12 protein-coding genes are annotated in these 15,344 nt (G+C 61.0%); 2 read left to right on the forward strand and 10 right to left on the reverse strand.

Annotation, left to right across the window (positions count from 1 at the left end; all coding sequences use genetic code 11):
- The first annotated feature begins 524 nt into the window (after positions 1 to 524).
- Positions 525 to 2,696: a methyl-accepting chemotaxis protein gene (locus tag A2I95_RS01525; RefSeq protein WP_291727099.1), complete on the forward strand. Its 2,172-nt coding sequence runs from the start codon at positions 525 to 527 to the stop codon at positions 2,694 to 2,696.
- 95 nt (positions 2,697 to 2,791) lie between these two features.
- Here A2I95_RS01525 and A2I95_RS01530 read toward each other — a convergent pair whose 3' ends face one another.
- On the reverse strand, positions 2,792 to 4,621 hold the full coding sequence (locus tag A2I95_RS01530; protein ID WP_291727101.1) for an ABC transporter ATP-binding protein/permease: 1,830 nt from the start codon (positions 4,619 to 4,621) through the stop codon (positions 2,792 to 2,794).
- A gap of 97 nt (positions 4,622 to 4,718) precedes the next feature.
- A complete protein-coding gene (locus A2I95_RS01535; protein WP_291727103.1) occupies positions 4,719 to 6,446 on the reverse strand; it encodes a LysM peptidoglycan-binding domain-containing protein in 1,728 nt (575 codons plus the stop codon).
- Between the two features lie 124 nt (positions 6,447 to 6,570).
- Here A2I95_RS01535 and A2I95_RS01540 point away from each other — a divergent pair, with 124 nt between their 5' ends.
- Positions 6,571 to 7,122 (forward strand): TIGR00730 family Rossman fold protein, encoded by a 552-nt coding sequence (locus A2I95_RS01540; protein WP_291727105.1) that lies wholly within the window; start codon positions 6,571 to 6,573, stop codon positions 7,120 to 7,122.
- Here the strand turns inward: A2I95_RS01540 and rarD are convergent.
- The 8 genes from rarD to A2I95_RS01580 form a co-directional block, all read right to left on the reverse strand.
- Positions 7,059 to 7,970, reverse strand: a complete 912-nt coding sequence (rarD, locus tag A2I95_RS01545; protein WP_291727107.1) for an EamA family transporter RarD — start codon at positions 7,968 to 7,970, stop codon at positions 7,059 to 7,061. The two genes, A2I95_RS01540 and rarD, sit on opposite strands and share 64 nt — an antisense overlap.
- Before the next feature lie 112 nt (positions 7,971 to 8,082).
- Positions 8,083 to 8,682 carry a superoxide dismutase gene (locus tag A2I95_RS01550; RefSeq protein WP_291727109.1) on the reverse strand — a complete coding sequence of 200 codons (600 nt, stop codon included), beginning with the start codon at positions 8,680 to 8,682 and terminating at the stop codon, positions 8,083 to 8,085.
- A 142-nt stretch (positions 8,683 to 8,824) separates the two neighbouring features.
- Positions 8,825 to 9,247, reverse strand: coding sequence for a hypothetical protein (locus tag A2I95_RS01555; protein WP_291727111.1), 423 nt, complete (start codon positions 9,245 to 9,247; stop codon positions 8,825 to 8,827).
- Between the two features lie 113 nt (positions 9,248 to 9,360).
- On the reverse strand, positions 9,361 to 9,804 hold the full coding sequence (locus A2I95_RS01560; RefSeq protein WP_291727113.1) for a hypothetical protein: 444 nt from the start codon (positions 9,802 to 9,804) through the stop codon (positions 9,361 to 9,363).
- A 188-nt stretch (positions 9,805 to 9,992) separates the two neighbouring features.
- Positions 9,993 to 10,559 carry a sarcosine oxidase subunit gamma gene (locus A2I95_RS01565; protein ID WP_291727115.1) on the reverse strand — a complete coding sequence of 189 codons (567 nt, stop codon included), beginning with the start codon at positions 10,557 to 10,559 and terminating at the stop codon, positions 9,993 to 9,995.
- A complete protein-coding gene (locus A2I95_RS01570) occupies positions 10,552 to 13,584 on the reverse strand; it encodes a sarcosine oxidase subunit alpha family protein (RefSeq protein ID WP_291727117.1) in 3,033 nt (1,010 codons plus the stop codon). The genes A2I95_RS01565 and A2I95_RS01570 overlap by 8 nt, the downstream gene beginning before the upstream one ends.
- A gap of 49 nt (positions 13,585 to 13,633) precedes the next feature.
- Entirely contained in the window at positions 13,634 to 13,975 is a 342-nt protein-coding gene (locus tag A2I95_RS01575) for a sarcosine oxidase subunit delta (protein WP_259991778.1), read from the reverse strand.
- A gap of 85 nt (positions 13,976 to 14,060) precedes the next feature.
- Complete coding sequence (locus A2I95_RS01580; RefSeq protein WP_291727120.1) at positions 14,061 to 15,305, reverse strand: sarcosine oxidase subunit beta family protein; 1,245 nt, start codon at positions 15,303 to 15,305, stop codon at positions 14,061 to 14,063.
- Between the last annotated feature and the right edge of the window lie 39 nt (positions 15,306 to 15,344).

Here is a 15,344-nt window from a genome sequence, read left to right on the forward strand (position 1 = left end):
ACCGCGTGACACGAGATTTCCGGCTGCACGGCCTGAAGACAATGAGCTGCCGGAAGGACTGTGTCCCGGTCGGGCTCGCCGCCCATCCTCCTCCGCCACCGCCGGGATGCAAGCCTGTTGCAGCAACGCCGCCAGCTCCAGAAACCGGGGTGCCAAACTGAGTGTCTCCGGCAAATTCTGAACCAGGCCGCTGCCCGTTGGACGCTAAAGTTTTAAACACTCTGCTGTAAAGAGCACCCAGCCAGCTCCAAGGGCCCAAAACACTCGTAAGAAACTGTAAAAAAACACTTTTCTCAAACACCAGCACTCCCAAACAAAACAATCCGGCCTTTGCAACTTATCAATGCAGCGTTTTGCGTCAGAAACTGCCGGAATCTGTCGCACATTAAGGCAATCTCAATATGTCTCACGCATGTTAGACACCGTATCAATTGCAACATTCACTATATGTTATATCTCCCCCTTTATGTGGGTTTGCACAGAAGTACGCTTCTGTTTTGCGTGTATTCTTGTTTGGGGAAAAAATGTCACTTCGATCGCAAATCCTGACACTGATCGCTGTCCCGTTCATCGCGCTGGCTGGTATCGGCGGGTTCAAAGCTTTGGCGGACTGGAACCGTTTCCAAAGTGCACAGGTCTCGCAGGAACAGACCCGCGAATCCGTGGCACTGATGAAAGTAGTCCACTTCCTGCAGGTTGAGCGCGGCTTATCAGCAATTTATCTGTCCTCGGCCGGGCAAGCCGGCACGGCTGATCTGACCGGCATCAGGACCGAAGTGGACGCTGCCGTGCAAAATGTTCCGCAATCGGCGGTCGGCATCGTAGAACATTTGGATCAGCTTGCGGCATTGCGCGGCTCTGTTACCGCGCAAGAGCTGAAGCCTGGCCGGATGGGGGTCCGCTATTCCGCAATGATCGCCAGCATCTTACAAGACACAGGCAACCAGCTTTTGCATCAGAAAAATGCAGAATTGGCACAGCTCAGCGCCGGTCTCGTCAGCCTCGCCTACGCCAAGGAAGCTGCAGGCCAGCAGCGGGCTGCCGGTGCAGCGGGCTTTGGCCAAGGCAGTTTCAACTTGGATATCTACCGTTGGTTCAGCAGAACAAATGCCGTGGAGAAACAGCTTCTTGATATCGCGGGCCTTGCATTTGGCCGGATGCTGCCTGAACTGAACATCCGCCAGGGCCTGGAACCAACCGGACTGCCTGGCATCCGCACCGAAGTTCTGGAGGCGGGCCCAGGCAACCCGGCACCCGGCTACGCCTCAAAGAACTGGTTTGACCGGGCAACCCGCTGGGTCGGTTCTCTTAGAGATGTGGAAAACTCTGTCACCGGTGCAATGCTTGCCCTTACAGCCGAGGAAGCAAGCAATGCCCGCCAGGCACTGATCCTGACCCTGGCTGCTGTCGCCGTGTCGCTGACTGTCAGCACAGCCATCGGCCTGCGCCTGATCATGGCATTCACCAAGCAGTTCGGCGCCCTGCAGGCGGACCTCGACAGGCTCGCCAGTAAGGAATTTGATTTCGAACCGGCATATCTGCAGTCCAAGACCGAAGTCGGAAAGCTCAGCCGCGCGATGGAGAAAACCCGTGCCGCCCTTGCAGAGGCCGAAGACAAGCTCGCTTCCATCGAGGCCAGCCGCATCGCCGACCGCGGCGCCGTTGTGGGCAAGCTTGAAGAAAATCTCGCCCGCCTCTCCAACCGCGATCTCGAATGCACCATCAACGAGGCATTTCCGGAAGAATACGATCAGCTGCGCCAAAGCTTCAACACCACAGTGGCTACACTGAAAGAGACCATCGAACAGGTGATCACGGCCACTGGCAGTATTCATAGCGGCGCGACCGAAATCAGCACCGCCTCGGACGATTTGTCGAACCGTACCGAAAGCCAGGCCGCCACGCTGGAAGAAACCGCCGCCGCGCTGGAGCAGCTGACGTCCTCGGTGAAATCCGCGGCCGAGGGGGCCCGCGACGTGGAGCACACGATGCAGGAAGCCCGCCTGGAAGCCGAAGGGAGCAGCGAAGTGGTGCGGAACGCGGTTGCCGCAATGAATGAGATCGAACAATCCTCGGCCAAGATCTCGCAGATTATCTCGGTAATCGACGATATCGCTTTCCAGACAAATCTTCTGGCCCTGAATGCAGGTGTCGAGGCAGCCCGTGCAGGCGAGGCCGGCAAAGGGTTTGCCGTTGTCGCCTCCGAGGTCCGGGCTCTGGCGCAGCGCTCGGCTGATGCAGCAACCGAGATCAAGACGCTGATCGGCGACAGCTCCAAACATGTGAAGCAAGGAGTTGATTTGGTTGGCGAAACCGGCGAAGCGCTGACCAGCATAGTGGGCCGCGTCAATACTGTCTCAGAACTGATTTCCAACATTGCCGAGGGAGCGGCGGAGCAGTCGACCGGCCTGGGTGAGATCAACACCGGCGTCAGCCAGCTGGACCAGGTGACCCAGCAGAACGCCGCCATGGTGGAAGAAGCCACTGCTGCCGGCCATATGCTGCACACCGATGCAGGCAAGCTGGCGGAGCTGATGGCACAGTTCAAGATTGCCGGACTTGCCGCCCCGCTGGCCCGCAGCACGCCTGCAGACACGGCACCGGCAGGCCCCAGCGCACATGGCGGAGAAATCGAGTTCGGTTCGGCCGTTCCAATGCCAGCCAAGGCGGCCAACGCCGGCTGGGACGATTTTTAAACCCGCTCCTGAGTGCAGGAACCAGGAAAGGCCGGTTGCAAAGCCGGCCTTCTGCGTCGGAGGCCTGTGTCATCAGACCGCTTTGCAGCCTGCTGTTATGCGGCGTCCTGGTCCGCCTGCTGGCGCTGCCACAGCCGGGCATAACGGCCGCCCCGTGCCAGCAGTTCGTCATGGGTGCCTGTTTCGGCAATTTCCCCCTGCTCCAGCACCACGATCCGGTCGGCTTCGGCAATGGTTGACAGGCGGTGCGCGATGGTGATCACCGTGCGCCCCCGCCCCGCCCGCGCCAATGCCTCCTTGATCTCCTGCTCCGTGTCGCTATCCAGCGCCGAGGTTGCCTCGTCCAGCAGCAGCACCGGCGGGTTCTTAAGCAAAGTTCGGGCGATGCCGACCCGCTGTTTCTCGCCGCCCGACAGTTTCAAACCGCGCTCACCGACCTGGGTGTCATAGCCCGCAGGCAGGGCCGCGATAAAGTCATGTATCTGCGCGTCGCGCGCCGCTTGCTCCACATCATCCTGAGTGGCCCCGTCGCGGCCATAGGCGATGTTGTAGCGGATCGTATCGTTGAACAGCACGGTATCCTGCGGCACGACGCCAATTGCCTGGTGCAGGCTTTTCTGACTCACGTCGCGCACGTCTTGCCCGTCAATCTTCAACGCGCCTCCGGTGACATCGTAAAAGCGGAACAACAGCCGTCCGATGGTCGATTTGCCCGACCCGGTGGAGCCGACAATAGCCACGGTCTGGCCCGGCTCTGCCTCCAGCGAGACACCTTTCAGGATTTCCCGCCCGGCATCATAGGAAAACCGCACATCCTCCAGCGTGATCCGGCCGCCATTGACCTGCAACTCGCCAGCCCCCGGGCGGTCGCTGACATCGGCGGGCTGTTCCAAAAGGTCAAACATCTCCCCCATGTCCACCAGGCTCTGGCGGATTTCGCGGTAAACGGTGCCAAGGAAGTTCAACGGCACGGTGATCTGGATCATATAGGCGTTGACCATGACAAAATCGCCGACCGTCATCGCGCCCTGCTGCACCCCGATCGCAGCCATCACCATCACCCCGATCAGGCCCGCGGTGATGATCATACTCTGGCCGAAGTTCAGCGCTGCCAGGGAATAAGCGGTTTTCAGTGCCGCCTGCGCATAGCCCCGCATCGCCCCGTCATAACGGGCCGCCTCGCGCTCCTCGGCAACGAAATACTTGACCGTCTCGTAGTTCAGCAGGCTGTCGATGGCCTTTTGGTTGGCATCGGTGTCCTGTTTGTTCATCTCGCGGCGCAGCTTCACCCGCCATTCGGTCACCGCAAAGGTGAACCAGACATACAGAGCGATGGTGCCGGCCACGACCGCCAGATACCAGGCGTCAAACAGCACCGTCAGGATCACCGCCACCAGCGTCAGCTCCAGGATCAGCGGTCCGATGGAAAACAGCATGAACCGCAGCAGGAATTCGACGCCCTTTACACCGCGCTCGATGATCCGGCTGAGGCCCCCGGTCTTGCGGGTGATGTGATAGCGCATCGACAGGCGGTGGATATGGGTAAAGGTCTCCAGCGCCAACCGCCGCAGGGCGCGCTGCCCGACCGGGGCAAAGACCGCATCGCGCAGTTGTTGAAAGCCAGTGGTCAGGACACGCGACACACCATAGGCCACCGTCAGTCCGACGGCGCCCAGGGCCAGCGGAGGCACGCCTTCTCCAGCCAGGCTGTCGACCGCGCCCTTGTACAGCATCGGTGTATAAACCGCGATCAGCTTGGCCAGGACCAGCACCGCCAGTGCCAGCACAACCCGGACCTTCACGGCGCGGTTATCCTTGGGCCACAGATACGGTCCCACCTTGCGCAAGGTGCGCAGGCCTGAGCGGCGTTCGTCTTCGGCGGTATCGGTTTGCAGCGGCGCGGCGGCCTGGTCAGTCTGGGTCATGGCGGTTCCTGGCTTGACCCCTTCAGATATTCACCTGTTCACGGATTTGCGAGGGGCGGACAGGAAAAACGCGCCGCAGGGGCGCGGTTCTTTGGCGTCACTCCGGAACAGTAAAGACTTGCCCCGGGTAAATCAGGTCCGGATCACGGATCGCACCGCGGTTGGCCTCAAAAACCCGGACATACAAAAAACCGCTGCCGTATTTCTGCTGCGAAATCGCCCAGAGCGTATCGCCTTTCTGCACTGTTACCGCCTGAACCAATGGCACCGGCTGATCCGGCGTTGCGTCGCCGCCCGGTTGCGGCAGCGTTTCAGGCGCTTCGCGTTTGAACGGGGTTTCCAGACGGCTGACCACAGCGCCGGTTGCCGGTTCGACCTCATCCAGGCGCAGGGTGTAAATGCCTGGCGCCACATCCTCCAGCCGGCCGCTCCAGCGCCCGTCTGCCGCGGCGCCCAGTTCCGCCACCGGCCGGTTGTCCACATAGACCCGCACCTGTGATTGCGGCTGCGCCCGTCCCGACAGCTCGACCCCGCCGCTGCCATTGTAGCTGATTGAATCCAATGCCACTTCATCACTCAGCCCTGGATCGGCAGGAGTTGCAGGCTGCACCACTTCAATGCCCTCGGAATCAGCCCTCAGTACGGCCACAGCCTGTCCCTGCGGTTGCGGCGTTCCGGGTTCGACGGCAGATGCCGGGTCTGCTGCAGCCGGCGCCTCGGCTGCGGCATTGGCTGTTGCCTGCCCGGCGCTGGCAACATCAATGTCTGTGTCCGCCGGTCCTGCAACTGAGCCTGCGGCTTGATCCAGAGATGCCGCTGATGCTTCAGCCCCGGATTGTTCCGCGCCTGCATCCTCTGCAGGGTTCAGGGCGGCAACTTGTTCCTGCGCAGGCGCTGTGACGTCTTGTTCCGCCCCCGTTGCCTGCGAAGCCCCGGTTGCCGCAGCCTGCGCCGATTGGGCCGCCTCGCCCGCCGCAGCGACCGCGACCGGGCTGACCGGCGCCAGAATAAAGGACGCCCCGGAGGCATTTTCCTGCCCTTCATGTTCGGCCAGAAGCGACACCACCCGTGCATCGGCGCTTGGCGCAATCGTGGTCAGAGAGACGAATTCACCGCCCGCTGGCACTTCCAGCTGCTCCAGCACTTCGCCGTCCAGCAAGACTGAAATGCGCACCCCCGCCTGCGCGCGCCCTGCAATCACCGCAGCGCCCTCGTTGTCGACACGCACCAGGTCCAGCTCGGGGGCTTCCAGAACAAAGACGTCTTCCTTGGCGTCTGGCGCTTGCGGTGCTGCTTGACCGGCGTCCTGCACTTCTCCACCAGGTTCGGCCAAGGCGACTTCTTCCGGCTGCGCCTCCGCCCCGGCCGCTTGTTCCGAGGAAACTTCTGTTTTAGATTCAATAGTTACCGGCCGATCTTCAGACACTTCTGTGTCAGCAGGCTCCTCTGCCGCAGCCGCCTCCGGCACTGGTTCCGGATCTGCCTCCGGATCCGCAACCGTCAAGGCCGCTGCCGGCGCACCTGTTTCAGCCTCAGCTCCGCCGGTGTCTGGAATAACAGCCGCAGATTCAGGGACAGCAGTTTCAGCTTCGGATCGTGCCCGGTTCTGCAGCGGCTGGCCGGATTCATCGCCATCCCCTGAAAACGCACTGCTCCCGTTTGCCGCCTGGCCGTCCGTCTGCCCGTCCAGCGCCCCGCTGCCTGGCTGGCCGCTGCCGAACACCCCAAGCTGGAACAGCGCCACGCCGCCCAGCACCGCGGCCACGCCGGCAATACCGCCAATTGTGAGGGCCCCCAGGCCCCCGCTTCCAGATGCTTCCGCCATTTCGATCCCTTCGGCATTTGCGGAATGTTGCCTTCCGCTTAGTTGAGCAAACTTACCAATCCCGCTATCACGGGTCAAAACACCAATTGCGTTTCACCTTGAAATTCCACGGAAAGGCTGGCCGATGAGCATCAAATCCATCTGTGTCTATTGCGGTTCGCGCGCCGGAGCACTGCCCGATTATACCCAAGCCGCACAGGATCTTGGCACTGCACTTGCTGAAAACGGGATGCGGCTGGTCTATGGCGCCGGCGATGTCGGGCTGATGGGAGAGGTCGCCCGTGCCGCCCAGGCAGCAGGCGGCGAAACCTTTGGCGTGATCCCCGGCCACCTGGAACAGCGGGAAGTCGGCAAATCCGATCTCAACACCTATGTTGTGACCGAAACCATGCATGAACGCAAAAAGGTCATGCTGTGGAACGCTGATGCGGTAGTGGTTCTGCCTGGCGGCGCCGGATCGCTGGATGAGCTGTTCGAGGCCCTCACCTGGCGCCAGCTGGGTCTGCACAGCAAGCCCATCGTGATCCTGAACGCAGCAGGTTATTGGGACAAGCTGCGCGACCTGCTGGACCATATCGTCCGCCAGGGCTTTGCCGGTCAGGACACCGCGGATTATCTGATCTGGGCCGACACCCCGGTGGCCGCAATCGCCGCCCTGCGCGACGCCCGCTCCTGACGCAAAGCCGAGAACGAGAACACCGCAACTGCGCTCCAGATCAGCGCAAAAGCCGCGCCGTGCCAAGGAGTGAATGGCTCGGCAAAGACCAGCACCGCCACCAGGAATTGCAACGTCGGGTTCAGGTACTGCAACACACCCACCGTCCCCAGCCGCACCCGTTTGGCGGCATAGCTGAACAGGATCAGCGGCAGCCCGGTCAGAATGCCGGAAAACGCCAGCATCACGGCGGTCGTGGTGCTGTCCAGAAAGCCCGCGCCGCCGGTCAGCCAGATCACCGCCAGCGCCACGGGCAGGATCAGCAGCACCTCGGCGGTGACGGAGACCACCGGACCCAATGGAATCTGTTTCTTTGCAACACCATAAAGGGCAAAGCTAATCGCTAGCACCAGCGGAATCAAAGGGGCTGCCCCCAGCCCGAAGGACAGCACCGCAACTGCCAGTGCCGCCAGCCCCACTGCCGCGACCTGCGCCCGGGTCAGCTGTTCACCGAAGACCAGCCGCCCCAGCAGCACGCTCAGCAGCGGAAAGATATAGTATCCCAGGCTCGCTTCGGTCGCATAACCGGTCTGCACTGACGAGATGAACACAAACCAGTTGAGCGAGATCATCGCCGTTGCCAGAACCAGAAACATTATGTTCCGCCTGCCGCTGAAAGCGGCCCCTAAGGCGCCGATCCGGCCTTGAAAAAGCAACACGCCGGCAAAGAACAGGAACGACCACAATGCCCGGTGCGACAGGACTTGTTCGGGCGGCACATGCGACAATGCATTGTAATAGATCCCCGACAGCCCCCAGACCACGCAAGCCGAAACCATTGCCAATATGCCTTTGGCTGCCTCTGTCATCGCCGTTCCCCTGCTCCGGCCCATCGTGCGCAATACGCGCCTGCCGCCGGTCCAAACAAGAAACGCCCGGTCAAAAAAGACCGGGCGTTCCAGAATTCATGCCGCTCAGGACTTACATCCGCGAGGCGACGTTCTCCCAGTTCACCAGATTGTCCAGGAAGTTGGTCAAATACGCCGGACGCTTGTTACGGAAATCGATGTAGTAGGAGTGCTCCCACACATCGCAGCCCAGCAGCGCGGTCTGGTTGAAGCACAGCGGGTTAACGCCGTTTTCGGTCTTGGTCACCGCCAGCGAGCCATCGGCGTTCTTAACCAGCCAGGCCCAACCGGAACCGAACTGGCCGGCGCCTGCAGCCGAGAACTGCGACTTGAACTCGTCAACCGAGCCAAACGACTCAACCAGCGCTTTTTCCAGCTCGCCCGGCATTGCGCTTTCGCCCGGACCCATCATTTCCCAAAACTGGTTGTGGTTCCACAGCTGCGAAATGTTGTTGAAGATACCGTTCTGGGCAACCGAACCGGCATCATAGGTGCCTTTGATGATCTCTTCCAGCGGCTTGCCGTCCCACTCGGTGCCGGCAATCAGCTTGTTGCCGTTATCGACATAGGCCTTGTGGTGCAGGTCGTGGTGGTACTCCAGGGTCTCGGCCGACATGCCTTTGGCGGCCAGGGCGTCGTGTGCATAAGGAAGATCGGGAAGTTCAAAAGCCATTTGGGCCCCCTGTGAAAAAAGATTGCGTTCCTGCGCAGATACATGCTGTGCGCGCGCTATCAGGTCAAGTGCCAAGGCCCCATTTCCGCGCAAGGCCTATGTGCAAAAAGATTACGCCTGCCCGGCCGGCGCTGTGCCGGCCTCAGCCTTTCTTGACTATGCATTTACCTTTGCCGCGCGGCGCGTTGTCAAAACCGGTGATAACGCCCCGGATCGACAGGGTGTTCTGCTTCATGTTGAGCACGGCAGAGTACAGTCCATCAACTTTGGTTCTGGCATTGCTGACTGGAATATCGCTCACGCGCCAGTCCAGATTATACGATGTTTCACTGCGCTTTTCGACAGTCGCCGGGATAGGTTCACCGACCAGATCGTGGATGTAACCGTCGTAAATCTTTGCCGTTTCAGACTGCTCATCCCACATGACGAGCACCCGCGGAGCTATCCAGCCGTTGCTTGTGAATACCTTTATCTCGCAGTCATATGTGATGGTGGCTTTTGCTCCCGCCGCTGCAGAGGACGCGGCTGCCAGCACAATGGATGCAGCCAGTAGATATCGTTTCATTCAGATGGGTCCTTTTTTTGCAGCGCAGTGATGCAAGGATGCCAGCTCCGATGCAACGGCAATCTGCAGTTGCGCGGCAATCAATAGATTGCCCGCCAAGCCAGTACAGGCGCCTAGTTCAAGCCGATGCGGTTCTGGGCCAGCAGTGACAAAGACGGCTCCCGGCGGCAGGTCCCCGAACCGCGCGGCGGTTGCACTGCGCTGCCTGTACGGATTGATTGAATGGTCATCTTCAGGTTTGCGGTGTTCAGCGCAGCCCTGAAGCGCGGCTTCGCCTGCCCGCTGTCCGTCAGCACCGCAAGCCCAGGCAACGACCAGCTAAGTGCATAAGTTGACTTGCTGCGTTGCGAAACCTTGGCGGCAACAGACACCCCAAACGCCGCATCGGTGACCAGTGCAGTGGTGAAATCATCAGAAAACCGTACGGTGATACGGCCAGGAATCCAGGATGCTCCAGAAATCGGTTTCAGGTTGCAGCGAAAGCTGGTTTCCGCCAGGGCCCCCGCCCCGGATAACGTTAAAACCAATGCTAGAATTCCGCATGCCGGCAGGCGCATCAGCCGCTCCCTGAAACATTTTACACAGCCCCTCCTTCCGCCACGGAAAGGCATTAAATTCAATCAGTTGCAGTCAATGCAAAAGGTTCTTCCAGGGGATCTAAATGTAAAAAACGGTGCCCCGGAAGGTCTCCAGGGCACCGTAAATGACGCGTGATGGCGTCACAAGCAAAAAGCGAGTGAAAATTTTAGTAAACACCCACTTTACTTTGCGGATGCGCCGCTGTGCTGAGCAGTTTGAACACATATTCGCCGACAGAGCGGAAGCAGACGATGTAAAAGCTGCCATCCTCGTTCAACCAGTAGGCGCCAGCCACCTGCGCCAGGCGCGAACGGCGGAACTGGCCGGGTTTGAATGCCGCTGCGTCAAAGTCCACAGGGCTTACCTTGCCCAGCACCTCGCGCGCGCCTTCGCCCGACACGCGGAAGAAGGCACGGGCGTCAGAGACATTCGCCGCCAACGCATGTTCGCCTTTCAGCGCCTCTGCCAATTCAGCAGTTTTGGAAACCGCATCCTCATAAGGCACCAGCAGCAGCAGCTCATCCGGCGACATCCAGGCAACGGCGCCGTTTTCGGCGACCGTTATACTGCCCTGGCCTGGAACCTCGGCGCCGGTTGCGGCTTTGACAGCCGCCTTCAGCACCGACGATGCCAGATCGCCGCGCAGGGTGATCATGCCCTGCAGGCCCGCGTCTTCAACCTTGGCCAGGCCGGAGAAGTGCGCGCCGTTCAGTACGGAAACAGCCTTAGACATTCTGCTTTTCCCCTTCCTTATCGTAGAAGACCGGATCAACGATCTTGGCCTTGTAGGTCTTGCCGTCAGTGCCCGGGAACTCGACCACTTCGCCCATCCGCTTGGGACCGTGTTTGATCAGGCCCATGGCGATACCGCGGCCCAGGGTCGCGGAATGATAGGTCGAGGTCACCCGGCCGATCATGTTGCGCTGGCCGTTGGCGTTGACGCCTTCACCCAATGCATAGGCACCATCCGGCAGCACTGAACCGTCCACCGTTTCCAGGCCAACCAGCTGCCAGCGGTCAGGATCCGCCATGTGGTTGCGCAGCTGGGCGCGCTTGCCCAGGTAGTCTTCCTTTTTCTTCGACAACGCCCAATGCAGACCCAGATCCTGCGGGATCACGGTGCCATCGGTTTCGTCGCCGATCATGATGAAGCCCTTCTCGGCCCGCAGGATGTGCAGGGTCTCGGTGCCGTAAGGCATGACGCCGAATTCCTTGCCTGCGTCCATCAGTGCATCCCAGAACGCCTGGCCTTCCGATGCCGCAACCGCGATCTCATAGGACAGCTCACCCGAGAAGGAGATCCGGTAAGCCCGTGCGTCAAAGCCGCCGATCTGCCCGTCGCGCCATTCCATGAACGGCAGTGCCTCTTTCGACAGATCCATGCCGCCGCCTGCCTGCGCGTTCAGCTTTTCCAGCACCTTGCGGGCGTTGGGGCCGACCACGGCAACCTGGGCGTACTGCTCGGTCACATTGGCGACATAGACTTTCCAGTCCCACCATTCGGTCTGCAGCCATTCTTCCATGTGGCCATGGATGCTTTCGGCACCGCCCGTGGTGGTGTGGCACAAGAAGGTGTCCTCGTCGATGCGGGCAACAACGCCGTCATCGATCAGGAAACCGTTTTCCGAGCACATCAGGCCATAGCGGCATTTGCCGACCTTCAGCGTGGACATCATGTTGGTATAGAGCATGTCCAGGAACTTGCCTGCATCCGGCCCTTTGACAATCAGCTTGCCGAGGGTCGAGGCGTCCAGCAGGCCAAGGTTCTCGCGGGTGTTTTTCACCTCGCGGTTCACCGCGGCATGACGGTCCTCGCCCGGCTGGGTGATGGCAAACGGGCGGCGCCACTGGCCAACCGGTTCCCAATCCGCACCGTTCTTGTCCATCCAGTCATAGATCGGCGTTTTGCGCACCGGCTGGAAGATTTCGGCCCGCGCCTCGCCCGCGATCGCACCGATGGAGATCGGGTGGTACGGCGGACGGAAGGTTGTGGTGCCAACCGACGGGATTTCCGAATTCAGGCTGTCGGCCAAAATGGCCAAGCCGTTGATGTTGGACAATTTGCCCTGGTCAGTCGCCATACCCAGCGTGGTGTAACGCTTGGTGTGCTCAACGCTCTCGTAACCTTCGCGGGCAGCCAGCTGCACGTCCGAAACTTTCACGTCGTTCTGATAGTCCAGCCAGGACTTCATCCGCAGCTTGATGTCCGCCTTAGCCGGCATCAGCCAGACCGCTTCCATCTGCGCTTCATCCTCAGAGACACCCTTGGCAGCCGCCACGGATTTCGCCGGGAAGCCAGCAGCCTCAGCCGCTTTCGAACCAGCCGCAGCCGCGTCTTCCAGCAGCGCGCCCAGGCCGAACTCGCCGTTTGCGGCACCAGCCGGAACCACAAAGCCGTTGCCGTCGTGGCCCAGCGGCGGACGCGAGGCATCGGGGCGGAAATTGGCGTTTTTCTCATCCCAGGTCAGCTTGCCGCCGCAGTGGGACCACAGGTGGACCACCGGCGACCAGCCGCCGGACATGGCAACTGCATCTGCTTCGACGTCTTCGCGGGCGCCGCCTTCACCGTTCTGAGCGCAGATGGAGACCTGGGTCACGCATTTGCCGTCCTTCACCTTGGCGATGGCACGGCCCAGCTCAACCCGGATGCCCTTTTCACGCACGGCTTCCATCAGTTCGCCGCCGCCGGTTTCGCGGGTATCAACCACGCGGACCACTTCGACGCCGGCGTCATGCAGCACCAGCGCGGTGCGATAGGCGTCGTCGTTGTTGGTGGCAACCACAACTTTCTGGCCCGGGTTCACGCCCCAGTTCACCACATAGTCGCGCATCGACCCTGCCAGCATCACGCCCGGCACGTCGTTGCCCGCAAAGGACAGCGGACGTTCGATGGCACCGGTTGCGGTGACGATCTGGCTGGCGCGGACCCGCCACAGACGGTGGCGCGGACCGCCCTGGCCCGGCGCGTGGTCAGTCAGGCGCTCATAACCCAGGGCATAGCCGTGGTCATAGACGCCCGAGCCCATGCAGCGGTCGCGCAGGGTGACGTTGTCCATCGCGCCCAGCTCGGCCAGGGTCTTGGCGATCCAGGCGTCGGGGGCTTCACCGTCGATGGTGCCGCCGTCAACCGGCGCGCGGCCGCCCCAATGGTTGTTCTGCTCCATCACCAGCACCTTGGCGCCGGTGGCCGCAGCCGCCTTGGCCGCCTGCAGGCCGGCTACGCCGCCGCCGATCACCAGCACATCCGCAAAGAAGTAGAAATGCTCGTAGGTGTCAGCGTCTTTCAGCTCTGCGTCGGGCGCCTTGCCCAGACCGGCAGACTTCCGGATGATCGGCTCATAGACGTGTTTCCACAGCGGACGCGGGTGGATGAACATCTTGTAATAGAAGCCGGCCGTCAGGAACCGCGACAGCTTGTTGTTGATCGACAGAACGTCGAACTCCAGGCTCGGCCAGTGGTTCTGCGAATTCGCCGACAGCCCCGAGAACAGCTCGGTGGTGGTGGCGCGCTGGTTCGGCTCGTAACGGTCGCCCACGCCCAGCTGCATCAGCGCATTGGGCTCTTCCGAACCGGATGCGACAACGCCGCGGGGGCGGTGGTATTTGAACGAGCGGCCCATCATCACCTGGCCGTTGGCCAGAAGGGCGGACGCCAGTGTATCGCCGGCAAAGCCCTTCATGGTTTTGCCGTTGAAGGTGAAGGCGATCTGTTTGGAGCGGTCGATCAGCCGGCCGTGCTTGGCAAGACGCGTGCTCATGTGCGCAGACCTTTCAAAAGAAAAGCGGATGTTTCAGTCAGGCGGCGGATCATTTCTGACCGTCCGAGAATTCGCGCCAGGACCAGCCGGGGCGTTTGGCAGTGATCTTGTCCATGATCTCCTGCGTCGGCACGGCAGTCTGGGCGGTGTAGGTGCCAAAGACCTCCAGCGTCATGGTGCAGCGGGCGGCATGGAACCACTTGCCGCAGCCGTTGGCATGGCGCCAGCGTTCAAAGTGAACGCCTTTGGGGTTTTCGCGCATGAACAGGTAGTCATGGAACTCATCATCCGAGGAGCCGGGACCAAAGCGCTTCAGATGCGCTTCGCCGCCCGCGGCCAGTTCGGTTTCTTCGGCTTTGACGCCGCAATAAGGGCATTCAAGGATCAGCATTGTGCGGACCTCTCCAACTGGGGGCCAAGGATTTTCAAAAATCCTTGGCAAAATTCTTCGAAGAATTTTGCGGCGGCGCGCGGCATCAGTGTGCCACACCCGCAGCGACACTCTCGTCGATGAACTTGCCTTCCTTGAAGCGCATCATCGAGAACTCCTCGGTCAGCGGCGAATGGCCGGTGGCCATCAGTTCTGCCATCGCCCAGCCGGATCCCGGGATCGACTTGAAGCCGCCGGTGCCCCAACCGCAGTTGACAAAGCAGTTCTGCACAGGCGTTTTCGAGATGATGGGCGAGCGGTCACCGGTCACATCCACAATGCCGCCCCACTGGCGCAGCATCTTCAGGCGCGACACCATCGGGAAGGTTTCGACCAGGGCCCGCACGGTTTCCTCGATATGGTGGAACGATCCGCGCTGGGTGTAGTTGTTGAACCCGTCAGTGCCGCCGCCGATCACCATCTCGCCCTTGTCGGACTGGGACATGTAGCCATGCACAGTGTTGGCCATCACAACCACGTCCATGCAGGGTTTGATCGGCTCGGAGACCATCGCCTGCAAGGCAACGGATTCCATCGGCAGACGGAAGCCCGCCCGCTCGGCCAGAACCGAAGCATTCCCCGCCACGATCATGCCGATCTTATCGCAGTCAATCGCGCCTTTGGTGGTGTCGACACCCACAGTGCGGCCGTTCTCGGTGCGCACGCCGGTGACTTCGCATTGCTGGATGATGTCCATGCCCATGTCGGAACAGGCACGCGCATAGCCCCAGGCCACCGCATCGTGACGGGCAGTGCCGCCGCGTTCCTGCCACAGACCGCCCAGAACCGGGTAGCGGGGGCCGTGCAGGTTGATGATCGGCACCAGTTCCTTGACCCGCTCAGGGCTGATCCATTCGGTCGGGACACCCTGCTGCAGGTTGGCATGCGCGGTGCGCTTGTAGCCGCGGATCTCATGCTCGGTCTGGGCCAGCATGATCACGCCGCGCGGGGAGAACATCACGTTGTAGTTCAGATCCTGCGACATTGTCTCATACAGGCTGCGCGCCTTTTCATAGATCGCAGCCGACGGATCCTGCAGGTAATTCGAGCGGATGATGGTGGTGTTCCGGCCCGTATTGCCGCCCCCCAGCCAGCCCTTCTCGATAATTGCGACATTGGTAATGCCGAAATTCTTGCCCAGATAGTAGGCAGTGGCAAGGCCATGACCGCCAGCGCCGACGATGACAACATCGTAGTGGCGCTTGGGGGCCGGCGAGCGCCAGGCGCGCTCCCATCCGGTGTGATAGCGCAGGGCTTCCCGCGCGACGGCAAAAGCTGAATAGCGTTTCATGAGCGAATCCGATGGTTCGTGTCTGTTAGCGGGTATGCC

It is taken from the genome of Leisingera sp. F5, from assembly GCF_001593695.1.